General features: G+C 64.1%; 20 protein-coding genes and 1 pseudogene. 11 read left to right on the top strand and 10 right to left on the bottom strand.

Annotation, left to right across the window (positions count from 1 at the left end; genetic code table 11):
* The 4 genes and pseudogenes from NKI21_RS03885 to NKI21_RS03870 form a co-directional block, all read left to right on the top strand.
* Nucleotides 1–560 (top strand): annotated as a pseudogene (locus tag NKI21_RS03885) (hypothetical protein); the annotation flags it as partial.
* 216 nt (nucleotides 561–776) lie between these two features.
* Nucleotides 777–1,454 carry a ribulose-phosphate 3-epimerase gene (gene rpe, locus NKI21_RS03880; RefSeq protein WP_023810869.1) on the top strand — a complete coding sequence of 226 codons (678 nt, stop codon included), beginning with the start codon at nucleotides 777–779 and terminating at the stop codon, nucleotides 1,452–1,454.
* Nucleotides 1,455–1,864: 410 nt separating this feature from the next.
* A complete protein-coding gene (locus NKI21_RS03875; protein ID WP_352440659.1) occupies nucleotides 1,865–2,605 on the top strand; it encodes a GntR family transcriptional regulator in 741 nt (246 codons plus the stop codon).
* 177 nt (nucleotides 2,606–2,782) lie between these two features.
* Nucleotides 2,783–4,297 (top strand): malonate--CoA ligase, encoded by a 1,515-nt coding sequence (locus NKI21_RS03870; protein ID WP_352440658.1) that lies wholly within the window; start codon nucleotides 2,783–2,785, stop codon nucleotides 4,295–4,297.
* A 21-nt stretch (nucleotides 4,298–4,318) separates the two neighbouring features.
* On the opposite strand, the gene NKI21_RS03865 is transcribed toward NKI21_RS03870, so the two are convergent.
* The 5 genes from NKI21_RS03865 to NKI21_RS03845 are packed head-to-tail and all read right to left on the bottom strand — an operon-like array spanning nucleotide 4,319 to nucleotide 10,285.
* On the bottom strand, nucleotides 4,319–6,358 hold the full coding sequence (locus NKI21_RS03865; RefSeq protein ID WP_352440657.1) for an ABC transporter ATP-binding protein/permease: 2,040 nt from the start codon (nucleotides 6,356–6,358) through the stop codon (nucleotides 4,319–4,321).
* Between the two features lie 33 nt (nucleotides 6,359–6,391).
* Complete coding sequence (gene nagA, locus NKI21_RS03860) at nucleotides 6,392–7,597, bottom strand: N-acetylglucosamine-6-phosphate deacetylase (protein WP_352440656.1); 1,206 nt, start codon at nucleotides 7,595–7,597, stop codon at nucleotides 6,392–6,394.
* Nucleotides 7,594–8,628: an SIS domain-containing protein gene (locus NKI21_RS03855; RefSeq protein ID WP_352440655.1), complete on the bottom strand. Its 1,035-nt coding sequence runs from the start codon at nucleotides 8,626–8,628 to the stop codon at nucleotides 7,594–7,596. The genes nagA and NKI21_RS03855 overlap by 4 nt, the downstream gene beginning before the upstream one ends.
* Nucleotides 8,625–9,407: a GntR family transcriptional regulator gene (locus NKI21_RS03850; RefSeq protein WP_352440654.1), complete on the bottom strand. Its 783-nt coding sequence runs from the start codon at nucleotides 9,405–9,407 to the stop codon at nucleotides 8,625–8,627. Before NKI21_RS03850 ends, NKI21_RS03855 begins: the two co-directional genes overlap by 4 nt.
* Nucleotides 9,404–10,285: a glucosamine kinase nucleotide-binding domain-containing protein gene (locus NKI21_RS03845; RefSeq protein ID WP_128305138.1), complete on the bottom strand. Its 882-nt coding sequence runs from the start codon at nucleotides 10,283–10,285 to the stop codon at nucleotides 9,404–9,406. The genes NKI21_RS03850 and NKI21_RS03845 overlap by 4 nt, the downstream gene beginning before the upstream one ends.
* A 198-nt stretch (nucleotides 10,286–10,483) precedes the next feature.
* Here NKI21_RS03845 and NKI21_RS03840 point away from each other — a divergent pair, with 198 nt between their 5' ends.
* The 6 genes from NKI21_RS03840 to NKI21_RS03815 all read left to right on the top strand — a co-directional run bounded on the left by NKI21_RS03840 (nucleotide 10,484) and on the right by NKI21_RS03815 (nucleotide 17,062).
* Nucleotides 10,484–11,443 (top strand): N-acetylmuramic acid 6-phosphate etherase, encoded by a 960-nt coding sequence (locus NKI21_RS03840; protein ID WP_352440653.1) that lies wholly within the window; start codon nucleotides 10,484–10,486, stop codon nucleotides 11,441–11,443.
* A 2-nt stretch (nucleotides 11,444–11,445) separates the two neighbouring features.
* Complete coding sequence (locus NKI21_RS03835; protein WP_352440652.1) at nucleotides 11,446–12,705, top strand: ABC transporter substrate-binding protein; 1,260 nt, start codon at nucleotides 11,446–11,448, stop codon at nucleotides 12,703–12,705.
* A 249-nt stretch (nucleotides 12,706–12,954) separates the two neighbouring features.
* Complete coding sequence (locus tag NKI21_RS03830) at nucleotides 12,955–13,884, top strand: carbohydrate ABC transporter permease (RefSeq protein ID WP_352864556.1); 930 nt, start codon at nucleotides 12,955–12,957, stop codon at nucleotides 13,882–13,884.
* Between the two features lie 223 nt (nucleotides 13,885–14,107).
* On the top strand, nucleotides 14,108–14,947 hold the full coding sequence (locus tag NKI21_RS03825; protein ID WP_127380895.1) for a carbohydrate ABC transporter permease: 840 nt from the start codon (nucleotides 14,108–14,110) through the stop codon (nucleotides 14,945–14,947).
* Nucleotides 14,944–16,005: a Gfo/Idh/MocA family protein gene (locus NKI21_RS03820; protein WP_352440650.1), complete on the top strand. Its 1,062-nt coding sequence runs from the start codon at nucleotides 14,944–14,946 to the stop codon at nucleotides 16,003–16,005. Before NKI21_RS03825 ends, NKI21_RS03820 begins: the two co-directional genes overlap by 4 nt.
* A 58-nt stretch (nucleotides 16,006–16,063) precedes the next feature.
* Entirely contained in the window at nucleotides 16,064–17,062 is a 999-nt protein-coding gene (locus tag NKI21_RS03815) for an ABC transporter ATP-binding protein (RefSeq protein ID WP_352774328.1), read from the top strand.
* A gap of 148 nt (nucleotides 17,063–17,210) precedes the next feature.
* On the opposite strand, the gene NKI21_RS03810 is transcribed toward NKI21_RS03815, so the two are convergent.
* From NKI21_RS03810 to NKI21_RS03790, 5 genes are all read right to left on the bottom strand, one after another.
* A complete protein-coding gene (locus NKI21_RS03810; RefSeq protein WP_352440648.1) occupies nucleotides 17,211–18,056 on the bottom strand; it encodes a fumarylacetoacetate hydrolase family protein in 846 nt (281 codons plus the stop codon).
* 218 nt (nucleotides 18,057–18,274) lie between these two features.
* Nucleotides 18,275–19,006: an SDR family oxidoreductase gene (locus NKI21_RS03805; RefSeq protein ID WP_352440647.1), complete on the bottom strand. Its 732-nt coding sequence runs from the start codon at nucleotides 19,004–19,006 to the stop codon at nucleotides 18,275–18,277.
* A 271-nt stretch (nucleotides 19,007–19,277) separates the two neighbouring features.
* Nucleotides 19,278–21,650, bottom strand: coding sequence for an aldehyde dehydrogenase family protein (locus tag NKI21_RS03800; RefSeq protein WP_352797273.1), 2,373 nt, complete (start codon nucleotides 21,648–21,650; stop codon nucleotides 19,278–19,280).
* A gap of 72 nt (nucleotides 21,651–21,722) precedes the next feature.
* A complete protein-coding gene (gene deoC, locus NKI21_RS03795) occupies nucleotides 21,723–22,772 on the bottom strand; it encodes a deoxyribose-phosphate aldolase (RefSeq protein WP_031213095.1) in 1,050 nt (349 codons plus the stop codon).
* Nucleotides 22,773–22,923: 151 nt separating this feature from the next.
* On the bottom strand, nucleotides 22,924–23,751 hold the full coding sequence (locus NKI21_RS03790) for a ferredoxin--NADP reductase (protein WP_023810851.1): 828 nt from the start codon (nucleotides 23,749–23,751) through the stop codon (nucleotides 22,924–22,926).
* Between the two features lie 220 nt (nucleotides 23,752–23,971).
* Here NKI21_RS03790 and NKI21_RS03785 point away from each other — a divergent pair, with 220 nt between their 5' ends.
* Nucleotides 23,972–26,056: a hydantoinase/oxoprolinase family protein gene (locus NKI21_RS03785; protein WP_352440645.1), complete on the top strand. Its 2,085-nt coding sequence runs from the start codon at nucleotides 23,972–23,974 to the stop codon at nucleotides 26,054–26,056.
* Nucleotides 26,057–26,071: the final 15 nt, after the last annotated feature.

The following is a 26,071-nucleotide window of genomic DNA, read 5'->3' as shown; positions in this document are numbered from 1 at the left end:
CTGAGCAGTGCATCATCCGTGGTCAGATCCACGACGCGGATGGCGATTGTGCCTGCCCAAGGGGTACCGAGGTCAGAAACGGCGCGTGCCGTCCGATCCGGCCAAAGCCTGAGCAGTGCACGATCCGTGGTCAGGTCCACGACGCCAACGGCATTTGTGTCTGCCCGAGGGGTACCGAGGTGCGGGGCAATGCCTGCCGGCGCAAGCAGCCGACGCAGGAGCAATGCGACATACGCGGCCAGGTCCACAACAAGCGCGGCGAGTGTGTCTGCCCGCGTGGGACGCAGGTGATCAACGGCGCATGCCGCAAGCCCAGACAGGAGGTGGAATGCGCACCGGGCTCGCAGATGATCAATGGCCAATGCCAGCCGATCATCAGGCGGCGCTGCCCGGAAGGCACGATCGGGCGCTATCCGAACTGCCGGCCCGTCCGCGGACAACCGTCGCTGGAGCTCAACCCCGGCCTGCTGCTGCAGCAGGTATTGCCACGGCGCAGGCCGCAGGTCGAACAGCAACAGGATCCGGTTCCAGACAGAATCCTGAAACTCCAGCAGCAATAACCACTGCTCGACACGAGACCAGAAACCCGCCGGAGCAATTCGGCGGGTTTTTCTTCGTAGCTGTGGGGGCAAGCGGGAATTGGCCGCACGTGATCGGGGATGCTGGCACGTCAGCCTGCGCGGTGCCCGCGCCTGCACCCTCGACAAGTCGGCTGTGGCACATTAGGCAGTCGATAGGGTGGCCGAACGAGAAGGACACTCGGAAAGGCCGCACCCATGAGCAGAAAGACCCTGATTGCACCATCGGTGCTGGCGTCGGATTTTTCCAAACTCGGCGATGAGGTCGAAGCGGTGGCGGCGGCCGGCGCCGACTGGATCCATCTTGATGTTATGGACGGGCATTTCGTGCCCAACATCACCTTTGGCCCGCCGGTGATCAAGGCGATCCGCAACCGCACCAAGGCCTTCTTCGACTGCCATCTGATGATTGCCCCGGCCGACCCCTATCTGGCCGCTTTTGCCGAGGCGGGCTGCGACGGTTTGACCGTCCATGCCGAGGCCGGCCCGCATCTTGACCGCTCGCTGCAGACCATCAGGAACCTTGGCAAGAAGGCCGGTGTGTCGCTCAATCCGGCGACGCCGGAAAGCGTGGTCGAATATGTGCTCGACCGGCTCGACCTGATCCTGATCATGACCGTCAATCCGGGCTTCGGCGGCCAGGCCTTCATCCCGGCGGTTGTCGACAAGGTGAAGCGGGTCAAGGCCCTGATCGGCGGCCGGCCGATCCGCATCGAGATCGACGGCGGTGTTTCAGCCGAAACCGCGCCGCTGGTCACCGCTGCCGGCGCCGACGTGCTGGTGGCGGGCGCCGCCATCTTCAAGGGCGGCAGCGTCGAGGCTTATCGTCAGAACATCCAGGCGATCAGGACGGCAGCCGACAACGCAGCCGGCTGACCGGCGGTGTTCCCGCGGTCGGCCCGACATGCCGGCTAAGGTTCTGGTCCCGGGCGGGGCTTGTGAAGATCTGATGCGCAACGGCATCGGGCTGAGCGGTTGCCTGATTCGGTCTCAAGGTCCGCCGGCCTATGCCCAAAGCAGACAGTTGATCTCGCGCGCATACAAAAGAACAGAAAGACAGATTCTCCTGCGTGCATACAAAACATGTTAAGTTTCCACAGGTTGTGAAAATGCGCGGAATTACAGCATTGAGCTCCGGAATGCCGCATATTCCTTCGTGCTAAAGTACAATAACGTGATCTTCTGCTTGAGCAGGCGAATGCTCGCACTGTATGGTACAAGTACGAGAAGGCGAATGCTTTCAGACTCGAATCGCCCAGGACAAGTCCTGGGGACAAGGAGTCGCTATGACATACGGAGCTGCCAATCTGAACGACGACGCTGCGGGACCGAAGAGCACGCTTGCCACTACGGTCTATCAGCAATTGCGGGACGATCTTCTCGGCGGTGTCCTTGAAACCGAGAGCAAACTGCGGGTCGAATGGGTGGTCTCCAAATATGGGGCCGGCGCCTCACCTGTCCGCGAGGCTCTCAATCGCCTCGCCTCGGAAGGACTTCTCGGCCGGCACGACCAGCGCGGCTTCTTCATCATGCCGGTCAGTGCGCCGGAACTCGAAGAGCTGACGCGCACCCGCTGCTGGCTCGAGGAGCGGGCGCTTCGCGAATCCATCGTCCACCGCACCGCCGAATGGGAAGAACAACTCGTGCTGGCGCTGCATCGCCTGGGCCGTGCGTCACGTTTTTCGCCGCAGAACCTCGTCTCGCTCAATCCCGATTGGGAGAGGCTGCATCGCATCTTTCACAGGGTGCTGATTTCGGCCTGCCGGTCGCAATGGCTGGTGGGGTTTTGCGACCAGCTCTCCGATCACGCCTATCGCTACCGGCAAATGGCCAATGATGGCGAAGGCGTCCAGCGCGACGATTTCGGCGAGCATCGCCTGATCGCCGAATGTGCCCTGGACGGCAATGCCGACGGCGCCGTCGAGGCACTGCTCAACCACTACCGGTTGACTGCCGCCATGTGCATGAAACGCTTCGAGCAGGACGACGAAACGAAGGAACTCGCCGGCAAACGCGCTCGGCGATAGCAGTCGTTTCCTGGCGGGTCTCTTGCGCTCGTTTCTTGCGCTCAGCCTGCGTGGAGAGCGGCTGGCGTGAACCGCTGCCGGCGGACTTGACGGCGCGGCCAAGAACCGCGAACTCTCGCCGCCGAGGCATGCCGCGACAGGCGCATGCCCAGCGCCGCCGCACCCAGGGAAGTCTTCATGAGCAATCATCTGTTCGATGCGTTCCGGTCCCGGATGCCGGCGCCAGCGCGCTTGCTGATGGAAACCGATGATGGCCGCTTGCTCACCTATGGCGATATGCTGGCCCGCTCGGCGCAGCTTGCGCATGCGCTACTGCAACTGGATGTCGAACCCGGTGACCGCATTGCCGTGCAGGTCGAGAAGAGCCCGGAAGCGATCATGCTCTATCTCGCCTGCCTGCGAGCCGGCGCCGTCTTCCTGCCGCTCAATACCGCCTACACATTGGCCGAGCTGGAGTATTTCTTCGGCGACGCGGAACCACGCCTGGTCGTCTGCGACCCGGCAAGAGCGGCCGACATCGGCGCGCTGGCGGAAAAGACGGGCGCCGTCACCGTCACGCTCGGCCGCGACGGCCGGGGATCGCTGACCGATCAGGCCTCGCGGCTGCCGACGGATTTTCGTGACGTGGCGCGCGGGCGGGATGACCTTGCGGCAATCCTCTACACGTCGGGAACCACCGGCCGTTCGAAAGGCGCCATGCTCAGCCACGAGAATCTTGCTTCGAACGCGCGCGTGCTGGTCGAGCACTGGCATTTCACTGGAGACGACGTGCTGATCCACGCATTGCCGATCTTCCACACGCACGGCCTGTTCGTCGCCACCAATGTCGTCCTGATGGCCGGCGCCTCGATGCTGTTCGAGCAGAAGTTCGATCCGGCCCGCATCGTCTCGCTGATGCCGCGTGCCACGGCCCTGATGGGCGTGCCGACCTTCTACGTTCGCCTGTTGCAGCAGGATGGGCTGGACCATGAGGCGGCAAAAAACATCCGTGTGTTCATTTCCGGTTCGGCGCCGCTGCTGGCAGAGACGCACAAGGCCTGGCGCGAGCGCACCGGCCACGCGATCCTCGAACGCTACGGCATGACCGAGACCAACATGAACACCTCGAACCCCTATGATGGCGAGCGGCGCGCCGGTACCGTCGGTTTCCCCTTGCCCGGCGTGAAGCTCCGCATCGCCGATCCAGACAGCGGCGCAGCGCTTGTGCAAAACGAGGTCGGCATGATCGAGGTGAAGGGTCCAAACGTCTTCGGCGGCTATTGGCGCATGCCGGAGAAGACCAGGGCGGAATTCCGCGCCGACGGTTTTTTCATCACCGGCGATCTCGGTATGATCGACGCCGACGGCTACGTCCACATCGTCGGCCGCGGCAAGGACCTGATCATATCGGGCGGCTACAACATCTATCCGAAGGAACTCGAAAGCGAGATCGACGCGCTCGACGGGGTTAGCGAAAGCGCCGTCATCGGCGTTGCCCATCCGGATTTCGGCGAAGGCGTCACCGCCGTCGTCGTGCGTGCGCCGTCATCGCCGATCACCGGTGCCGAAATTCTCGGCGCCATCGCCGGGCGGGTGGCGAAATACAAGCACCCGAAGCGGGTGATCTTCGTCGATGAACTGCCGCGCAACACCATGGGCAAGGTACAGAAGAACCTGCTGCGCGATACCTACAAGGACATATACGCATCATAGTTGCGCTGGGGCAGGGGCGCCTTACTCCTTGCGCGGCCTTTCGGCCCGGCTGCCGGAACCCCACAAGGCGCGCTTCAGCAGGTTGCGCTTGCGTGGGGCGAGATTGATGTCGCTGACAAGCTTGGCGCCGCCCTCGCGCCGTTCGAGGGTGATCTTGCGGCTGTGGAAGGCTTCCAGCTCGGCCCGGTGCGCCACGCTGATGATGGTGACATCAGGCAATTCGCGGATCACCGTCGCCATCATGGTGTCCTGGCTCTTCTCGTCGAGCGCCGAGGTTGCTTCATCCAGCACGACGATATCGGGGCGGTGCAGCAGCAGGCGCGCGAAGGCGAGGCGCTGCTTTTCGCCGCCCGACAGCGTCTGGTCCCATGGCGCTTCTTCCTTGATCCTTTCGGCAAGATAGGCAAGGCCGACCTTGTCGAGGGCGGCCTTGATCTGTTTGATCGTCCACTTGTCCGCCGCTGCGGGATAGGCGACCGCGCGGCGAAGCGTGCCCGAGGGGATGTAGGGGCGTTGCGGCAGCATGAACAGACGCCTGCCGGCGTGGAAATTGACGCCGCCGCCGCCCCACGGCCATAGGCCCGCGACGGCCCGCACCAGCGTCGACTTGCCTGAGCCGGATTCGCCGGCCACCAGCACCCGCTCACCGGGTTCGATTGCAACCTCGGTCTCCTTGACCACGGCGGTGCCGTCGTCGAGCGTGACGGAGAGATTGTCGAGGCTGAGCATCGCACCGTCATCGGTTTCGCCGTGCTGGATGCGTCCGAGCGCGTCGCTTTGCTCCGCACGCTCGAGCCCGTCGAGCGACATCATCAGCGAAGCTATGCGCCGCGCGGAGGCGTTCCAGTCGGCAAGACGCGGGTAGTTGTCGACCAGCCATCCGAACGCGCCTTGCACGATACCAAAGGCAGACGCTGCCTGCATCACCTCGCCAAGCGTCATTGAGCCTTCGAGGAATTTTGGCGCGCACAGCAGGATCGGCACGACCGGCGCAAACAGGCTCGATCCCTGCGACACCGCCGCCGTGCGCATGTGCTGGCCTGTCAGCAGCGCCCATTGCCTCAGCACATGGCCGAAATTCCTGTCGATGCCGCTGCGCTCCTCCTCCTCGCCGCCCAGCAAGGCGATGCTCTCGCCGTTTTCGCGCACGCGCGTCAGCGTGTAGCGCAATTCGGCCTCCGCCTGGTTCTTCCGCTCGGAGAGCTGGACGAAATTGCGGCCGATGACCACCATCGAGGTCGAGGTGATGGCGGCATAGATCATCGCGGTGATGACCAGGAAGCCGGGAATGGTAATGCTCTCGCCGCCGATCGGCAGGGTGAGCGCGCCGCCGATGGTCCACAGCACGACGATGAAGGTCGAGGCCGACAGGAACGCGTTGAGAACGCCGGCGATGAAATCGACCGGCGACTCGGTGGCGATCCGCAAATCCTCGGTCATGCGGGCCTCGGGGTTCTGGTGGTCGCCGCCGACGAGGTTCAGTTGGTAGTAGCGACCGCTTGCCAGCCAGCGCGCAATGACCGCAGTGGTCAGCCAGGAACGCCAGCGGCGCTGGATCGTCATGCGCAGGTAGACCTGCGCGACGACAAGGCTGCCGCTGCAGATCACCAGCGGCACGAAGACGGCGCTGAGGAAATAGACGCTGCGGGCGTTGCGCTGCTCGAGGGCATCGAACATCGAGCGGTTCCAAACATTGATGCCATACTGGAAGCCGATATTGATGCAGATCAGCAGCAGCACCCCTATCGTCAATGGCCAAGCGAGCCGGTCGCCGCGCCGGCTCCAGTAACCGCGCGCGCTGATCCAGAAACGCCGCAGCAGATATTTCTTGCGCGCCTGCTCGGCCTCTTCGGGCGTCAGTTGCGGATCGGGCTCGACAGCCTCCGGTGGCGGTCCCGGCTGGCCGTCGACCTCGGGGGCAGCTTCGGCGGCCGACGGCTTTTTTTCGCGCAGCTCCTCGTGGCGTGGCCTCTGGTCACGCGGCGCTTGCTGTCGCGGCTTCAAGGCACCGCGCGGTTTGATGCCGTCGGCCTGTTTCAATTTGGGTTTCGCCTCGGACATACGCTCCGACAACGACCTCAAAATCAAAAGGTTTCATGACGTCAGCCGACTTGAACCTGAAATCAACGCAGTGGCGGAACCGGCCGCAAAAACCTTTTCGCCGCCGATCCAGACACCCTTCATGTCGAGATTATCAGACAGCGAAACGATATCCGCCGCCGTGCCGTTGGCGAAGCGGCCGAGCCGGTGCGACTGGCCGATCGCCTGCGCCGGATAGAGCGAGGCCATGCGCAAGGCCTCGGAAAGCTCGGCCCCGACTACGCGGTGGATGAAACGCACGGCAGAGATCATGTCGAGATCGGCGCCCGCCAGTGTACCGTCGGCAAGCCGCAGGCTGCCGTCCCTGCGGTATATGGTGCGGCCGTTCAGCGTGAACGAGGTCATGTCGGTGCCGATCGTCGCCATGGCGTCGCTGACAAGCACGATCTTGCCGGGACTTTGCTTGGCGCGCAGCGCGATCTTGATGGTGGCGGGATCGACATGGATGCCGTCGGCGATGAGACCGGCCGACAACGCGCCGATGTCGATGGCCGCGCCCACCAGCCCGGGCTCGCGATTGCCGATCTGGCTCATCGCGTTGAACAGATGGGTGACCATCGAGGCGCCGGCCTCGGCAAAGGTACTGGCGGTGGCGTAGCCGGTGTCGGAATGGCCAAGGCTGACGACGATGCCGGCCTTGGCGAGTGCCGAGACACGCGCCGGTTCGACGGATTCCGGCGCTATGGTGGTGAGCAGCACCGGCAGCTTTTGCCGCGCCGCGATCAGCATCGCCTGGTCGGCGTCCGTCATCGGCCGGATCAGCGCCGGATCATGCGCGCCCTTGCGCGCGATCGACAGATGCGGGCCTTCGAGATGCAGGCCGAGGAAGCCCGGCACCTTCCGCAGCGCCGCTGCTTCGCCGGCGGCGACGGCGGCGGCGGTGACGCCGGGCGTGTCGGTGATCAGCGTCACAAGCAGCGCCGTCGTGCCGAAGGGCGCATGCGCCTTGCAGATGGTTTCGATCGAGGCGACATCGGGATGGTCGTTGAGCATGACGCCGCCACCGCCATTGACCTGCAGGTCGACGAAGCCCGGCGCCAGCACGCCACCGCCAGTCTCGACGACGCGGATATCCGAGGGGATGGCGCCGGCGGGCAAAATAGCCTCGACGAGGCCGTCGCGCACGACGAGCGCGTGGCCTTCATGCCAGTCGTCCCCGTCGTAAATCCGGGCACCAGTCAGGGCAAAGCGATCGTTCATACTGTCTCCGTCACCTTGCGAAGATTGCGCGGCGTATCCGGATCAAGACCGCGGTGGCGGGCAAAGGCCTCGACGAACATGTAGAAGGACACAATCAGCGTCAGCGGGTCGGTCAGGGGATGGCCGGTGGCGACATGAGGCAGGCGCACGGCGCGCTGGGCAAGTGCCGAGGTGACGAACACCGGCGCTCCCTTGGCCGCCAGGCTGTCGGCGGCCTCGGCGATGGACGGTTCGGACGCATCGCGCGCGGCCAGCGCCAGCACCGGAAAGTCGGGGCCGATCAGCGCCAGCGGGCCATGCATGACTTCGGCCGCACTATAGGCCTCGGCATGCATGCCGCAGGTTTCCTTGAATTTCAGCGCCGCCTCATTGGCCATCGCCGCCGACGGTCCGCGGCCGAGGATGAACAGCGATTTCTGCTTCTCGATCGTCTCAGACAGCACGCTCATCCAGTCGCAGGCGATCGCCTTGCCGAAATGCTCCGGCAGGCGGGCAAGTGCGGCCAACAGCGCATCGTCACCGGTGGCGTGCGCCATCAGAGCGAGGCCGGCGACGGCCGAATTGATGAAGGTCTTGGTGGCCGCCACGCTGCGCTCGGGGCCGGCCAGGATATCGATCGCATAGTCCGAAGCACGCGCCAGCGGCGAATCGGCGGTGTTGGTGATGGCGACGGTCAGCGCCCCCCCCGCCCGTGCTGTCTCGGCCATGGCGACGATGTCGGGGCTCTTGCCCGACTGCGAGATCGCCAGGCAGGCCGAGCCGGCCAGCCTGAGCTTGCGGCCATAGATCGAGGCGATGGACGGTCCGACCGATGCGACGGCGAGGCCGGCGGTCAGTTCGACAGCATATTTCATGAAGGTGGCGGCATGGTCGGAGGAGCCGCGTGCCACGGTGACGACAAACTGCGGGTCGCGTTCGCGGATGCCGCGCCCGGCCTCGGTCAGCACGGCGCCGGAGCCGTCGAGCAGGCGGGCGACCGCTTGCGGGACCTCCTCGATCTCGCGCCGCATATGGGTTGCTTCTGTCGTCATGGTCGGCCCTCTTCGCTCGGCCCTGTCAGCCGCAATTCGGCGACGAAATCATAGGCGTCGCCCCGGTAGATGGAGCGGGTGAATTCGATCACCTTGCCGCTCGCCAGATAGGAAATGCGTTCGATGTGCAGGCCGGCGATGCCTGGCGGCACTTCGAGCAGGCGCGCGTCGCTGTCGCCGAGATTGGCGGCGGAAATGCGCTGCACCGCCCGCACCGGCCGGTTGCCGGTCAATTCCAGCGCCGCATAGAGCGAGGAGCCTATATCAGCCGGGTCGGGCAACACGCTGGCCGAGAGCGAGGCGCGCTCGATCGCCAGCGGCGTGTCGTTGGCGATGCGCAGGCGCGCTACACGCGCCACGAGTTCGTTCGACGACAGGCCAAGCACCATCATCTCGTCGGGCGAGGGCGCGTAAAGGCCGCGGTCGAGCCAGGCCGAACGCACCGCCATGCCGCGCCGTGCCATGTCCTCGGTAAACGAGGTCAGCCGCGACAGCGACTGTTCGACGCGCTCCATGCGTGGCGCCACGAAGGTGCCGGAACCGTGGCGCTGGACCAGGATGCCGCCCTTGACCAGGTCCTGCACCGCCTTGCGCACGGTGACACGCGAAATGTCGGCCTTGGTGGCGATGTCACGCTCGGAGGGCAGCGCGTCGCCCGGTCCGATCAGGCCGCGATTGACCGCGTCCTCGATGCTCTTGCGAAGCTGCAGATAGAGCGGCGCGCCGCTCTGCGCCTGATGTTTCAGCGTGGCGAAGATCTGGTCGGCGGCCTCGCTCATCGAGTTGCCTCCGCGTGCCCGGCGAAAAGGCGAACCGCCATCTGCACCGCGCCGCCCAGTGCGTCGTCGAGCGGCGGCTTCAGCAGCGCCCGGTAGCGGGCAGACAGGCGGGGCGCGTAGAGCGGCGCCAGCCCGCCGAGCAGGCACAGCGGCGCGTCGTCCGCGAGGTCGAGTGCGCCGAGCGAGGCCTCGACGTCGGCGACCACCCTGTCGAGGATCCAGTTGGCGACGCTGTCGCCCTTCTCGGCATGCTCGAACACCTTGGGTGCGAAGCCGCCGAAATCGCCTGGCTTGGCGTTGGTGGTGAATTCGACCACGTCCTCCGGGTTGTTGCGGAAAACCGCCAGCATGCTTTGCGTCAGCGGCGAACCGGCGCGAACGCCGTCATAGGCAAGCAGTGTCTGTTCGAGCAGGTCGCGGCCGATGCGGGCGCCGCTGCCCTGGTCGCCAACCTGGAAGCCCCAGCCGCCGATGGCGCGCGATTTGCCTTGTCTGCGCGCCATATAGGCGGTGCCGGTGCCGAGGATCGCCATGGCGCCGTCACCGGAGCCGACGGCGCCTTCCAGTGCGATCTCGGCGTCGGTCTCGACGCGGCTGATGCTGAACGGCAGGATCGCTTCGAGCTGCTGCCGGTAGGTGCCGACATTGGCGCCGGCAAGGCCGAGAATTGCGGGTGTTCGCGGGATCAATTCCGCATCCTGCCCGGCGGCGAGGAACGCCTGCCGCGCGGCCTCGACGATGTTCAAGCGGGCGCCGGTCAGGTCGGTGCGGATGTTGGCGGCGCCGCTTTTGGCGCGGCCGATCACCATGCCGTCCGCCGTTGCCAGGGCGGCCCTGCAGCTGGTGCCGCCGCCATCGATTCCGAGCACGAAATTCACGTGATTTCTCCTCCAAGCGGATAATACCAATAAAATACCAATAGCCAAGGGTTAATTTCCGTTTCAAAAAGATTAAGCCGTATTTTATTGAAAAATCTGCGTATTTCGTCGATTCAGCGATTTCCGACCAGCGAATTCGTTAATGCGTGTGGACAAGTGGTATTTTTTTGGTATTGTTCTGGTATTGGAGGAACCGGGATGGCCGAAACGCGCACCGAAGCGCTTCACAAAAATGCCGAGGGGCTGGATATCCAGGCTCCGGACACCGTCCTTTCCTATTTGGCCGATGCGCAGATCGAAGCCGCCAAGGTCGTGCGCCACGCCATTCCATCCATCGCCAGGGCCGCCGAGATCATTGCCGGCAGGCTGAAGAGCGGCGGCAAGCTCGCCTACGCCGCAGCCGGCAGCTCAGGCCTGATGGCACTGGCCGATGCACTGGAGTTGCCGGGCACCTTCGGCATTCACCGCGACCGCATCGCCATCCTGATCGCCGGCGGCGACGACGCTTTCCGCACGCTGGCCGGAGGGCCGGAAGACGATACCGAGGAGGCTGCGGCAGCGGTTGCCGAGGCAGGCCTCGGCAAGGGCGACTGCCTGATCGCCATTTCCGCCAGTGGCACGACCCCCTATGCGGTGCGGGCCATCGAGGAGGCTGCCCGCCGTGGGGCTGCCACCATCGGCATCGCCAACAACCGGAACTCGGCTCTGCTGCGCCAGGCGCAAACCGCTATCCTGCTCGAAACGCCGCCGGAGCTGATCGCCGGCTCCACGCGCATGGGCGCCGGCACCGCCCAGAAGATCGCGCTCAACATGCTGTCGACGCTGACCGCAATCCATCTCGGCCATGTGCATGACGGCTACATGGTCAATCTCATGGCCGACAACATCAAGCTGCGCGACCGCGCGGCGCGCATCGTCGCCGCCGTCAGCGGGCGCGACACGGACGAGGCGGCCCGCCTGCTCGAGAAGAGCGGCGGCGCGGTCAAGACCGCCATTCTGCTCGCCGCCGGCGCCGACAGCACTGACGCGGCGCAGAAGATACTGGAAGAGGCCGGCCAGAAGCTGCGGCCGGCCCTTTCCGCGATAGAGGGGAGCAAAGGGCGCACTGCCTCCGTTCTCATCAAAACCGAACCTGAAAAAGGTCAACAGGGAGACTGAGCATGACAACGAAACTACTGACGGCACTGCTTTTGGGCACCAGCATTCTCGGCTCGGCCGGGGTTGCTTCTGCCGCAGACGTAACGCTCAACATCGAAAGCTGGCGCGGTGACGACCTTGCCATCTGGAAGGACAAGCTGATCCCGGCCTTCGAAGCCAAGAACCCGGGCATCAAGGTGGTGTTCGCGCCGTCGGCTCCGACCGAATATGACGCGGCGCTGGGCGCCAAGCTCGCCGCCGGTTCGGCGGGCGACCTGATCACCTGCCGCCCATTCGACAAGTCGCTCGAGCTGTTCAAGAAGGGCAACCTTGCCGACCTCTCGGCATTACCCGGCATGGAGAACTTCTCACCCGTCGCCAAATCCGCCTGGCAGACCGACGACGGCAAGGCGAGCTTCTGCGTGCCGATGGCCTCGGTCATCCACGGCTTCATCTACAACAAGGACGCCTTCGACAAGCTCGGCATCAAGGTGCCGGAGACCCGCGACGAGTTCTTCGCCGCGCTCGACAAGATCAAGGCCGACGGCACCTACATCCCGATGGCGATGGGCACCAAGGATCTCTGGGAAGCCGCGACCATGGGCTACCAGAACATCGGCCCCAACTACTGGAAGGGCGAGGACGGCCGCGCGGCGCTGATCAAGGGCGAGCAGAAGCTGACCGACAAGGACTGGGTCGCGCCCTATGAGGAACTGGCCAAGTGGAAGCCTTATCTCGGCGATGGCTTCGAGGCGCAGACCTATCCGGATAGCCAGAACCTGTTCACGCTCGGCCGCGCAGCCATCTATCCGGCCGGCTCGTGGGAAATCGGCCTGTTCAACACCCAGGCGCAGTTCAAGATGGGCGCCTTCCCGCCGCCGGTCGAGAAGGCCGGCGACACCTGCTACATCTCCGACCATACCGATATCGGCATGGGCCTCAATGCGGCTTCGAAGAATGCCGATGCGGCCAAGACCTTCCTGTCCTGGGTCGCTTCGCCGGATTTCGCCACCATCTACGCCAACGCGCTGCCGGGCTTCTTCAGCCTGAACTCCTCGCCGGTGAAGATGGCAGACCCGCTGGCGCAGGAATTCGTCTCCTGGCGCGCCAAGTGCAAGCCGACGATCCGTTCGACCTACCAGATCCTGTCGCGCGGCACGCCGAACCTCGAGAACGAGACCTGGGTCGAATCGGCCAACGTCATCAACGGCACCGATACGCCGGAAGCTGCCGCCAAGAAGCTGCAGACCGGCCTCGACAGCTGGTACAAGCCGGCGAAGTAAGAGCTCAGGCAACGGAGCCGGCCGGGCGCACGCCTGGCCGGTTCCGGACCACCTCATTCACAGTGCACCTATTCAGATTGCGATTGTCGGCACCGCCTCCCGGCCTTACCCTCACTGTTGTGGGGAAGGCTAGCTGATCAGTCGCAGGCCTTTGTTCTTGCCGCATCGGGCAAGAGTGTTCGGGCCGTGCATCGAGGCATCATCTAGATCGATACCCTTTGGAACCGAAAGACGGCGGGGACCGAACTCATGGCCGCAGATATCAGACCGAAAAGACCGTTCCGCTGGCACATCGTCATCTTCTTGGCGCCGGCCGTGCTTGTCTACACGGCGATCATGATCCTGCCGCTCGCCGGCACGCTGCAGCTGTCGCTGTTCCGCAACATCGAGCAGCACCAGGTCTTCGTTGGGCTGCAAAACTTCCGCACCCTGTTCGGCGACCCCAACTGGTCGGTGGGTTTCTGGAACGCGCTCAGGAACAACACCTGGTTCTTCATCATCCACATGATCGTGCAAAACCCGATCGGCGTCATGCTGGCGGCGCTTCTGTCCAGCCCGAAACTCAGATTCGCGGCCTTCTACCGCACCGCGATCTTCGTTCCGACCATCCTGTCCTTCGTCATCGTCGGTTTCGCCTGGAAGCTGATCTTGTCGCCGCTGTGGGGCGTGGCGCCGCATCTGATGGATCTCGTCGGCCTCAAAGGCCTGTTCACGCCGTGGCTCGGCAAGGAGCAATATGCACTGACCGCACTCAGCCTGATCTCGGTGTGGCAGTTCGTCGGCATCCCGATGATGCTGATCTATGCCGCCCTGCTGTCGATCCCCGAAGAGGTGATCGAGGCCGCCGAATGCGATGGGATTACCGGCCTTTCACAGTTCTGGAAGATCAAGCTGCCGCTGATCCTGCCGTCGATCGGCATTATCTCGATCCTCACCTTCGTCGGCAATTTCAACGCCTTCGACCTGATCTACACCGCGCAAGGCGCGCTCGCCGGGCCGAACTATTCGACCGACATTCTCGGCACCTTCCTCTACCGCGCCTTCTTCGGCTTCCAGCTGCAGACCGGCGACCCCAATATGGGCGCGGCGATTGCCACGATGATGTTCCTGATCATCCTCGGCGGCGTCTGCGTCTACCTCTTCCTCGTCCAGACGCGCCTGCGTCGCTACCAGTTCTGAGGGGCGAGATGTCGAGCTTGAACACCCCCCTCTGGCCTGCCGGCCATCTCCCCCGCAAGGGGGGAGATTGGCAGCGTTGGCCTTGCCGGCCATCTTGCTGCGTTGGTGATTGGCGAAAGCAGTCGCGACATCCGATCTCCCCCCTTGCGGGGGAGATGTCCGGCAGGACAGAGGGGGGTGCCTTGGCGCCATTCCTTGGAAGTGTGCGTCAGGAGACCTCCCAATGAGCACCGCCACCCGTTCCGTGCCCCGCACCATCGGCGCCCACGCGATCCTGTTGACCTACACGGCGATCGCGCTGTTTCCGGTGATCCTCGTCATCATGAACTCGTTCAAGTCGCGCGCGGGCATCTTCGGCGCGCCGCTGACGCCGCCGACGCCCAAAACCTTCGACCTGATCGGCTACACGACGGTGATCGGCCAGGGCGACTTCATCCACTATTTCCAGAACAGCCTCGTCGTCACCGTCGCCTCGCTGTTCTTCGTGCTGTTGTTCGGCGCCATGGCGGCGTTCGCGCTGTCGGAATACCGCTTCCGCGGCAACTCGCTGATGGGGCTTTATCTGGCGCTCGGCATCATGATCCCGATCCGGCTGGGCACCGTCGCCATCCTGCAACTGATGGTGGCGAGCGGGCTGGTCAACACGCTGACGGCGCTGATCCTGGTCTACACCGCGCAGGGCCTGCCGCTTGCCGTCTTCATCCTGTCGGAATTCATGAAGCAGGTGTCCGACGATCTGAAGAATGCCGGCCGCATCGACGGCCTGTCGGAATACACCATCTTCTTCCGGCTGGTGCTGCCACTGGTCAGGCCCTCGATGGCGACCGTCGCCGTTTTCACCATGATCCCGATCTGGAACGATCTGTGGTTCCCGCTGATCCTGGCGCCGTCTGAAGAAACCAAGACGGTGACGCTCGGCGCGCAGCTGTTCCTCGGCCAGTTCGTCACCAATTGGAACGCCATCCTGGCAGCCCTGTCGCTGGCGATCATGCCGGTGCTGATCCTCTACGTCATCTTCTCGCGGCAGCTGATCCGCGGCATCACGTCCGGAGCCGTCAAGTGAACTCTGAAACACCTCTTCGCGTCGTCGTCGCCGGCCTCGGCAATATGGGCCGCAGCCATGCGCTGGCCTATCATAGCAATCCGGGCTTCCAGATCGCGGCGCTGATCAACCGCTCGGACGTGCCGTTGCCGGACGGGCTGTCGGGCTATGCCATCAGGCGCTCCTTCGACGAGGCGCTGCGCGACGAAAAGCCTGATGTCGCTTGCATCGCCACCTATTCCGACAGCCATGCCGACTATGCGGTGAGGGCGTTCGAAGCCGGTTGCCATGTCTTCGTCGAGAAGCCGCTGGCAACGACCGTGGCCGATGCCAAGCGCGTCGTCGCGGCGGCCAAGGCCAATGGCAAGAAGCTGGTGATCGGCTACATCCTGCGCCATCACCCGTCCTGGATCAGGCTGATCGCCGAAGCGCGCAAGCTCGGCGGCCCCTACGTCTTCCGCATGAACCTCAACCAGCAATCCTCAGGCCACACCTGGGAGACGCACAAGCAGTTGATGCAGACGACGTCGCCGATCGTCGATTGCGGCGTGCACTATCTCGACGTCATGCTGCAGATCACCGACGCCAGGCCGGTCGAGGTGCGCGGCATGGGCGTGCGGCTGACCGAGGAGGTGGCGGCCTCGATGTACAATTACGGCCATTTGCAGGTGCTGTTCGACGACGGCTCGGTCGGCTGGTACGAAGCCGGCTGGGGGCCGATGATTTCGGAAACGGCGTTCTTTGTGAAGGACGTCATCTCGCCCAATGGCTGCGTGTCGATCGTCATGAAGGAAGGTGTGAAGTCCGACGACATCGACACCCACACCAAGACCTCGACCATTCGCCTGCACAGCGCCGCGACCGGCGCGGACGGCAAGTTTCTCAAGGCCGACGAAATGCTGTCGATGGAAGGCGAGCCCGGCCACCAGGACCTCTGCGACCTCGAACAGGCCTTCATGCTGAAGGCGATCCGCGAGGATCTGGATCTCACCAAACACATGGACGACGCGGTCAGATCGCTCGCGGTCTGCCTTGCAGCCGACGAGAGCGTGCGCAGTGGAAAGGCGGTGCGATTGTGACCGCAGAATTGTCGTCAGGGGGTGCCCTGGCGCCCACATTCCAATTTGGAGGACTGCCGTGGGCTCGCTGAACATTGAGAACGTGAAGAAGGCCTTCGGGCCGGTCGAGGTGCTGAAGGGCATCAACCTCGAAGTGAACGACGGCGAGTTCGTCGTCTTCGTCGGCCCGTCCGGCTGCGGCAAGTCGACCTTGCTCAGAGTCATTGCCGGACTGGAGGATTCGACCTCGGGCCGTGTGGTGATCGACGGCGCGGACGTCTCCGCCACGCCGCCGGCCAAGCGCGGCATCGCCATGGTGTTCCAGACCTATGCGCTCTACCCGCATCTGACGGTGAAGAACAATATGGGCCTTGGCCTCAAGCAGGCAGGAACGCCGGCGGCCGAAATCGAGCGCCGCATTGGCATCGCCTCCTCGATGCTGTCGCTGGAGCCCTATCTCGCGAGGCGGCCGGCCGAACTGTCCGGCGGCCAGCGCCAACGCGTCGCCATCGGCCGCGCCGTGGTGCGCGAGCCAAAGCTTTTTCTCTTCGACGAGCCGCTTTCGAACCTCGATGCGGCACTGCGCGTCAACACGCGGCTGGAGATCGCGCAGCTGCATCGCCGGCTGAAGGCGACGATGATCTACGTCACCCACGACCAGGTCGAGGCGATGACGCTGGCCGACAAGATCGTGGTGCTCAACGCAGGGAAAATCGAGCAGATCGGTGGCCCGATGGAGCTCTACAATTCGCCGGAAAATGAGTTTGTCGCCGGGTTCATCGGCTCACCGAAAATGAATTTCGTCGACGGCGCCAGGCTTGGCGAAACCGCCAAGACCATCGGCGTGCGGCCGGAACATTTGACCGTCGATCCGAAGTCAGGCGCCTGGAAGGGAACGGTGGTGCACGCCGAGCACCTCGGCGCCGACACCAATCTGTATCTCGATTGCGAGAAGGCGGGGCTGATTACCGTGCGCATTTTCGGCGTCTATGATGCAGAGCCGGGTGCGACGCTCTATGCGACGCCGGATCCGGCGAAGACATATAGGTTTGGGGCTGATGGGAAGGTGCTAAAGTAGGCGGGCGCAGCCCCCTCACCCAGCCTCCACTTCGCTCGGCTGACCTCTCCCCGAGGGGAGAGGAGATTGTCAGCGCCGACGCTCACTTCTTCTCCCCAGCGGGGAGAAGGTGGCCGCGAAGCGGCCGGATGAGGGGGCAGCGCAACCTCTATACGTCCGCCTTGAACGTCTGCTTTTGCTGGCCCAGCCCTTCGATGCCCAGTGCAACCACATCGCCTGCCTTCAGGAACACCGGCGGCTTCATGCCGAGGCCGACGCCGGGCGGCGTGCCGGTGGAGATGATGTCGCCGGGGTGCAGCGACATGAACTGGCTGAGATAGGAAACCAGATACTTGACGCCATAGACCATGGTCTTGGTCGAGCCGTTCTGCATCGTCTTGCCGTTGACGGTCAGCCACATTTTGAGGTTCTGCGGGTCGGCTACCTCGTCCTTGGTCACCAGCCATGGGCCGGTCGGGCCGAACGTGTCGCAGGACTTGCCTTTGGTCCACTGGCCCTGGCGCTCGGCCTGGAAGGCGCGTTCGGAGACGTCGTGGGCAACGCTATAGCCGGCAACATAGTCGAGCGCATCGGCCTCGCTGACATATTTGGCGGTTTTGCCGATGATCACGGCCAGTTCGACTTCCCAGTCGGTCTTCTCCGAGCCGCGGGGGATCAACACGTCGTCATCCGGCCCGACAATGGCCGAGCTTGCCTTCATGAAAATGATCGGCTCCGGCGGCACGGTGGCGCCGGTTTCGGCGGCATGGTCGGAATAGTTGAGGCCGATGCAGATGAACTTGCCGGTGCCGGCAACGCAGGCGCCGAGGCGCGGGCTGCCGGAAACCGCTGGCAGCGACTTCGGATCGAGCTTGGCGAGTGCCGCCAGCGATGCCGGATCGAGCGTCTTGCCGCCGATATCGGTAACGTGAGCGGAGAGATCACGGATCGTTCCATCCGCATCGAGCAGGCCGGGACGTTCGCTTCCCACCTCGCCATAGCGCAGCAGTTTCATCTAAATTCTTCTCCTGATTGCGGCCTCGTGGCCTTTTGCAAACTTTCCGCCAAGGCGATTGCGCCTTCGCGGAACCGGCGGACCGTACCCATCGACCTGACTACGGACAAGCGCGATCGCCATGCAAGATAGCGGCGCGCGGGATTTTCAGACTCTTCGATCCCCTGTCAAACGCCGGGAAAGGGCCAAATCGTCCGGCTCGCGCAAGATTTCCGCAGTCAGATCGACCAGCCGCCGTCGATATTGTACGCCTGCCCTGACGTATAGGTGGCGCCGGCCAGATAGACGGCGAGATCCGCGATCTCCTCCGGCGTGCCAAGCCGGCCCATCGGCTGGCGGGCGATGAAGGCGGCGCGGGCGGCATCGTAGTCGCCTTGCGCGTGCATGCGGTCCTGCAGCGACGGGCTCTCGACCGTGCCGGGGCAAATGGCGTTGCAGCGTATGCCCTTGCCAACATAGTCGGCGGCGATCGCCTTGGTCAGGCCGATGACGGCGGCCTTGGTCAGGCCGTAGACGAAGCGGTTGGGCACGCCCTTGGTCGAACTGGCCAGCGAGGCCATGTTGATGATCGATCCGTCGCCGCGTTCCAGCATGCCGGGCAGCACGGCCCGGCTGGTGCGGATCATGGCGCGAACATTGAGGTTCAGCGCGAAATCGAGGTCGCCGTCCTTCATCTCAAGGATCGAGCCCGAATGGACAAAACCGGCGCAGTTGAACAGCACGTCGACGACACCGATCTCGGCGAAGGCGGCGTTGACGGCTTCGTCGTTGAGTACGTCCAGCTTGCGGGTCTTGATCCCCGGCGTCTTGGCGAGCTCCGCCAGCAGTGCCTCGTTGATGTCGGTGGCGTAGACGGTGGCGCCAGCTTTTGCGAAAGCCAGCGCGCTCGCCTTGCCGATGCCTTGCGCCGCTGCCGTGACGACAACGACCTTGCCTGCCAGATCAGCCATACTGTTCTCCTCGTCCGCTAGGGATAGTCCGGGTCTAATCCGCGGCTGGCCAAGGCGTCATGTGCCAGTCGCGCATGATCGTGCAGCCTGCGCCGTTGATCGTTCACTGATAAAGATGTTTTTTCTCGTTAAAGAACATCTGTCCATGCGTCAACCCCGAACACGATCTCTACCGCGCCGGGGGGAGATCAAAGCGCGCGACGCGCTTTGGCTCTTTGCCTTTATATATGTCGTTGCCCCAAAACCGCTGCGCACTTTTGGGCGACATACATTAATCGCCGTAAGGCACCCAGACATTCTTGACCTCGACGGCGCGGCGCAGGAAGGCGTCGCCGGCGGCTTCGTCGGATGCCCAGTCGATGCCGCGGCCATTGCCGCTCCAGACGCGCTTGAGGTTGCCGATGGACTCGGCCTCCGCCTTGGCGCAGGTCTCTGCATCGGCGAACACCCAGAGCCCGTCGACATCGTCATGCTTGGCCAGCACGCCGGCGAGTTCGGAGCTGCGGCCGGTGACGATGTTGATGGCGCCTGAGGGAATGTCGGAATATTCGATGACCTGGTAGAGATCGGTGGCCAGCAGCGGATAGCGCTCCGAAGGCACCGCGACCACGGTGTTGCCCATGGCCAGCGCCGGTGCGACCAGCGAGATCAGGCCGAGCAGCGGCGAGCTGTCGGGGGCGACGATGCCGACGACGCCGACCGGTTCATGAAGCGCCAGCGTCACGGCACGCGCCGGCGGCTGGTGCACGCGGCCCTCGAACTTGTCGGCTAGGCCGGCATAGAGGAACAGCCGTTCGATGGATTGTTCTACCTCTTCCCGCGCGGCCTTGGGCGTAGCGCCGGTCAATTCGGTGAGACGGGCGGCGAACTCGCCGGCACGGCCGGAAAGATTCTCGGCCAAATAATAGAGCACCTGGGACCTGTTATAGGCGGTCGCCTCCGGCCAGGCCTTGGCACCGCGGGCGGCAGAGACGGCATCGCGGATATCCTTGCGGCTGCCGAGCCCAACCTCGCCGGCAAGCTTGCCCTTGGCGGTGGCGACAGCCAGCGAATAATTGCCGTCCGGCCGTACCTGCTTGCCGCCGATGAACAGCTTAGCCGTGCGGTCGATTGCCGAGCCGTCGGCCTGCTCGACCGGCTGTGCGGAGGTCGTCGCCGGCTTGATGATCTGGCCGAGCGGCAGCTTCGCCGTGAGATATTCGAACATGCCCTCGCGCCCGCCTTCGCGACCGAAACCGCTCTCGCGGTAGCCGCCGAAGCCACAGGCGGCGTCGAACATGTTGGTGCCGTTGACCCAGACCACGCCGGCCTTCAATTGCGGCGCGACGTGCAGGGCAAGGTTGACGTTCTCGCTCCACACCGAGGCGGCGAGGCCATAGCGCGTGTTGTTGGCAAGCTCGATCGCTTCCTCGGTGTTGCGGAAGGTCATGGTCGCCAGAACAGGGCCGAACACCTCTTCTTGCGCCAATATGTTAGCCGGCGAAACACCTGTGGCGAGCGTCGGCAGATGGTAGTAGCCGGAAGACGGCAGCGCCGCATCCGGCTGCCAGCAGACGGCGCCCTGCCTGGCACCTTCGGCGACCAGGCCCTTGACGCGCTCGAGCTGTGTGGCGTCGACCAGCGGGCCGATATCGGTGTTCTTGTCGAGCGGGCTGCCGACGCGCAGCCGGCTCATCCGCGTCTTGACCTTGGCGATCAGGGCGTCGGCGATGCCTTCCTGGACCAGCAGTCGCGAACCGGCGCAGCAGACCTGGCCCTGGTTGAACCAGATACCGTCGACCAGGCCTTCGACGGCGCTGTCGAGATCGGCATCCTCGAAGACGATGAAGGCCGACTTGCCACCAAGCTCCAGCGACAGTTTCTTGCCCGAGCCGGCGGTCGCCTTGCGAATGATCTTGCCGACCTCGGAAGAGCCGGTGAAAGCGATCTTCTGGATGCCGGGGTGGTTGACGATGGCCGCACCAGCCCCAGGCCCGCCCTGGACGATGTTGACGACGCCTTTCGGTACGCCGGCGCGCTCACAGATCTCGGCGAACAGGATTGATGTCAGCGGTGTGAACTCGGCTGGTTTCAGCACCACGGTGCAACCTGCGGCGAGGGCCGGCGCGATCTTCCAGGCAAGCATCAGCAGCGGAAAATTCCACGGAATGATCTGGCCGACCACGCCGACACCCTTGTGGCCGGGGAAATCCCTGTCCAGCGCCTGCGCCCAACCGGCATGGTGGATGAAATGGCGGATGGCCAGCGGCACGTCGATGTCGCGGCTTTCGCGGATCGGCTTGCCATTGTCGATTGTCTCAAGCACCGCGAACAGGCGCTGGTGGCGCTGCATGGCGCGGCCGATGGCATAAAGCACCTTGGCGCGCTGATAGCCCGAGGCTGCCGACCACTTCGGCAGCGCCTTGGTGGCCGCCGCAACCGCCGCGTCGATGTCGACGGCATTGGCGTCGGATATCTTGGCCAGCAGCTTGCCGGAAGACGGCTCGCTGGTTTCGAAAGTCTTGCCGCCGGACGCGGCTTTCCAGTCGCCGCCGATGAACAGCGCCTTGCCGAAATCGCGCGCGGCAAGCCATGCATCGGCCTCGTTGCGGGCTTCCGGCGCCGGGCCGTATTCCATGGCGTGGTAGCGGTCGAGAATGTTCATTGGGCGCCTCCTTCACCCCTCCCACTTGTGGGAGGGTCGATCGGCTTGCCGATCGGGGTGGGGGTAAATCTCTCAAGCCATCGCGTGGCGATGATTGGCCGAATAGTGTCCGGTCAGATGGTGCTCGAGCTGGCGCTCGATGTCGGTCAAGAGGCTCGACGCACCGAAGCGGAACAGGTCCGGCTCCAGCCATGGGCGGCCGAGTTCTTCCTTCATCAGCACCAGCCAGTCGAGTGAGGCCTTGGCCGTGGAAATGCCGCCGGCCGGCTTGAAGCCGATGAGATAGCCGGTTTCCTCGAAATAGGCCCTGATGGCGCGCACCATGGCGAGGCCGACGGGCAGCGTCGCATTGACGCTTTCCTTGCCGGTCGAGGTCTTGATGAAGTCGGCGCCTGCCATCATCGCTACCATCGAGGCCAGCATGACATTGCGCAGCGTGGCGAGGTCGCCGGTGCCGAGGATGACCTTCAGATGCGCGTCACCGCAAGCGGCGCGCATCGAGACGATCTCATTGTATAGCTCGCGCCATTTGGCGCCGAACACCAGCCCGCGTGGAATGACCACGTCGATCTCGTCGGCGCCGTCGCGGACCGAGGCTTCGATTTCCTGCAGGCGGGTCGACAGGGGTGCCAGACCATGCGGGAAGGCGGTGGAGACGGCGGCGACATGGATGCCGGCGCCGCGCACGGCATCGACGGCGGTGGTGACGAAGGGATGGTAGACGCAGACGGCGGCCGGGCGGATGGTTTCACCTGATATGCCCAGGCCCTCGACGATGTCGCGGCGGAACGGATTGATCGCCTTGGCGCAGAGCCGGCGCACACGCTCCTCGGTGTCGTTGGAATTCAGCGTCGTCAAATCCATGCAGGCGACAGCGCGCAGCAGCCAGGCCGCCTGGTTGTCGGCCTTGATCGAGCGCCGCTTGGTCAGGCTGGCGACGCGCCGTTCCAGCGCCGAGCGGTTGACGCTGCGCACCGATTCCATGAAGCCGAGATCGAGCTTCATGCCGGGATTGCGCGCAATGCGATGGTCCGGTGGAACGGCTGTGTTGGCGGCGGCACGCGCCGGCAGCGGCGTCACCTTGGACGAGCCGATATCGGCTTCTCGGATTGTGCTGCTCATCTCCTGCCCTTTCATTCAGCGACGTGTGCCGAAGATAGCCCGTGAAGCCGTACTTCACGAGTCCTGCGGGCGGTCATAACCGAAAAAGGCGGCGAAAGCAGCAATTTTGACCGTGCGGTCAAAAGCATAGACTTCGAGATGTTGGTGCGGCTCAGCCGACGAAGGCGCGCTCGACGACAAAAGTCGCTGGATGGCTCAGCGAGCCTTCCTCGAAGCCGAGGCTTTCGGCCAGGTCCTTGACGTCCTTCAGCATATGCATCGAGCCGCAGATCATGATGCGGTCGGTTTCCGGGCTGAGCTTGTCGATGCCGAGATCGCTGTAGAACTTGCCGGAGCCGATCAGCGCGGTGATGCGGCCCATGCGTGCCGACTCTTCGCGGGTCGTCGAATTGTAGAGCGTGACGCGCCCAGTGGTCAGTTCACCGATCAGCGGGTCGCTTTCCAACGCCGCGACCAGCTCCTGGCCGTAGGTGAGTTCCGCATTGTCGCGGCAGGTATGGGTCAGGACCAGCTGATCGAATTTGTCGTAGGTGTCAGGGTCGCGCAGCAGGCTGGCGAAAGGCGCGATGCCGGTGCCGGTCGAGATCATGAACAGCCGCTTGGCCGGGGTCAGCGCGTCGACCACCAGCGTGCCGGTCGACTTCTGGCGCATGATGACGGTGTCGCCGACCTGGATCTTCTGCAGCTCCGAGGTCAGCGGGCCGTCCGGCACCTTGATCGAGAAGAATTCCAGCTCTTCGTCCCAGGCCGGACTTGCCACCGAATAGGCGCGGTACACCGGCTTCTCGGCATTGGGCAGGCCGATCATGACGAACTCGCCGGAGCGGAAGCGCAACGACTGCGGACGGGTGATGCGGAACGAGAACAGCCGGTCGGTGTAGTGCTTCACCGAGACGACGGTTTCGGCATAGACGTTGGCCGGAATCGGGAACTGCAGCGGTCGGGCGCCGACGGTGTTGAGAGCGGATGTGGTGTTCATCAAATCCAACCTTCTGGCCCAACCGTGGACGCGGGCGCCAAACTTTCACCTGCACGCCCGGACCATTCAGATCCCGGCGGGCTGTTCGCACACTGCAAAGCGGCAAGCTCTTGTGTCCGGAATTTATTAGTATACAAACGATATTTGCGTCAAGATGCTCCCTTAAAACAGCTTTCCAAACTGGCGCATATCCGTAGTCCGCGCATTTCGGGTTTCGACGATGGAAGAGAATATTTCGGCGCAAGCGCGCAATTCCCGGGGAAATGTCGTCGCCGGTATCGATGTCGGCGGCACCTTCACCGACCTGCTCCTGATCGACGGAAGCGACGGCGGCCGGGTGTATTTGGCCAAGACGCCGACCACGGTGGACAACCAGGCTTTCGGTGTCGTTTCGGCACTCGGCGCCACCGGATTTGCCATCGATAGCATCGACCTCATCGTGCATGGCACGACCACCACCACCAATGCGGTGCTGGAACGCCGGCTGGCGAAAACCGGCATGATCACCACGCGCGGTTTTCGCGACGTGATCGAACTGGGTCGGCGCACGCGGCCGCAGGCCTATGGCATGACCGGCAGCTTCGTGCCGATCATTCCGCGCAATCTCAGGCTCGAAGTCTCGGAGCGCGTCGAAGCATCGGGCGCGGTGCGCACGCCGCTCGACGAGACCGAGATGCGCGACGCCGTGCAGACGCTGATCGCGGCCGGTTGCGAATCCCTCGTCATCCATTTCCTGCATTCCTACGCCAACCCGGCACATGAGCGGCGCGCCGCCGAAATCGCCGCCGAGCTCTGGCCGAACGGCTACATCACGGCAGGCCACGCGCTGCTGTCGGAGGCGCGCGAGTTCGAGCGCGGCGTCACCGCGTCGGTCAACGCCTCCGTGCAGCCGATCCTCGAGCGCTATGTCGAGCGGCTGCGCAAGGAATTGGGCGCAAAAGGCTATGCCCGCGACTTCCTGATCATGAACGGCAATGGCGGCATGATCTCGGCCCGCTTCGTCACACGTGAATCGGCCAAGACGGTCATGTCCGGCCCGGCCTCCGGCGTCATCGCCGCCGCCTATACCGGAAAACGCGCCGGCTTCGAAAACCTCGTCACCTATGACATGGGCGGCACCTCGACCGACGTGGCGCTGATCCGCAATGCCGAGCCGGCAGTCTCGAACGAGATCGAGATCGAATATGCGATGCCGATCCATGTGCCGATGGTGGCGGTGCACACGGTCGGCGCCGGCGGCGGCTCGATCGCCCGCGTCGATGCGGCCGGCCTGATCCAGATCGGTCCGGAAAGTGCCGGCGCCAATCCCGGCCCGATCTGCTACGGACGTGGCGGCCTCGAGCCAACCATTACCGACGCCAATCTGGTGCTCGGCCGGCTGGCGCCGAAGAAGCTGCTGGCGGTCCAAAATCCCGTCACATCAGAGCGCGTCACCAGCATTTTCGAGGACAAGATCGGCAAGGCGACCGGCCTGTCCGGCGTCGAGGCGGCGGGCGCGGTGCTGCGGCTCGGCAACATGAAGATGGCCGGCGCCATCCGCATGGTCTCGGTGTCGCGCGGCCATGACCCTCGTGATTTCGCGCTGTTCGCCTTTGGCGGCGCCGGCCCGCTGCATGCGACCGCCCTGGCGCGCGAACTCGGCCTGCCCAAGGTGCTGGTGCCGGCGCGTCCGGGCATCACCAACGCACTCGGCTGCGTCGTCGCCGACCTGCGCCATGACTTCGTCAACACCATCAACCAGCCGGTGGCGGTGCTCGACGAAAAACAGCTTCATACTGTATTGGAACGCCACCGAAACGAAGGTGAAGAGCTGATCGGCAAGGAAGCGGTGAAGCCGGAGACGATCCGCGTTACCCACTCCGCCGACATGCAGTTCGTCGGCCAGACCCACATCATCAACGTGCCGCTGCCGTCCTCATCGGTGACGCGGGCAACACTGCAGCAGCTTTTCGAAAAGGCCTATTTCGCCCGCTTCAAGGTCGAACTGCCGGAAATCCGCGCCAACCTCGTCAATCTCAACACGTCGGTGACCGGCGTGCGTCCGGCGATCGATCTGTCGCGGCTGATCGATCCGGCGGGGCGCGCAACAACGCTGGATGAGGCAAGGCGCGAAATCCGGCCGGTCTGGTATGGCGGGCGTTGGCACGATACGCCGGTATATGCACGCGAAAAACTGCCGCTTGACGCTGAAATCGAAGGGCCGGCGATCCTCGAACAGATGGACGCCACCACCGTGCTCGAGCCCGGCGACCGCGCACGCTGCGACGCCGACGGCAACATCATCATCGACATCGGCGAGGCCTGAGATGCCTGACATTGA

The organism is Mesorhizobium sp. M0715, from assembly GCF_040320355.1.
In the GTDB taxonomy this organism is placed as follows: Bacteria; Pseudomonadota; Alphaproteobacteria; order Rhizobiales; family Rhizobiaceae; genus Mesorhizobium.
Note: the sequence above shows the minus strand (reverse complement) of the source record. Positions and strands in the feature narration are given on the sequence as shown.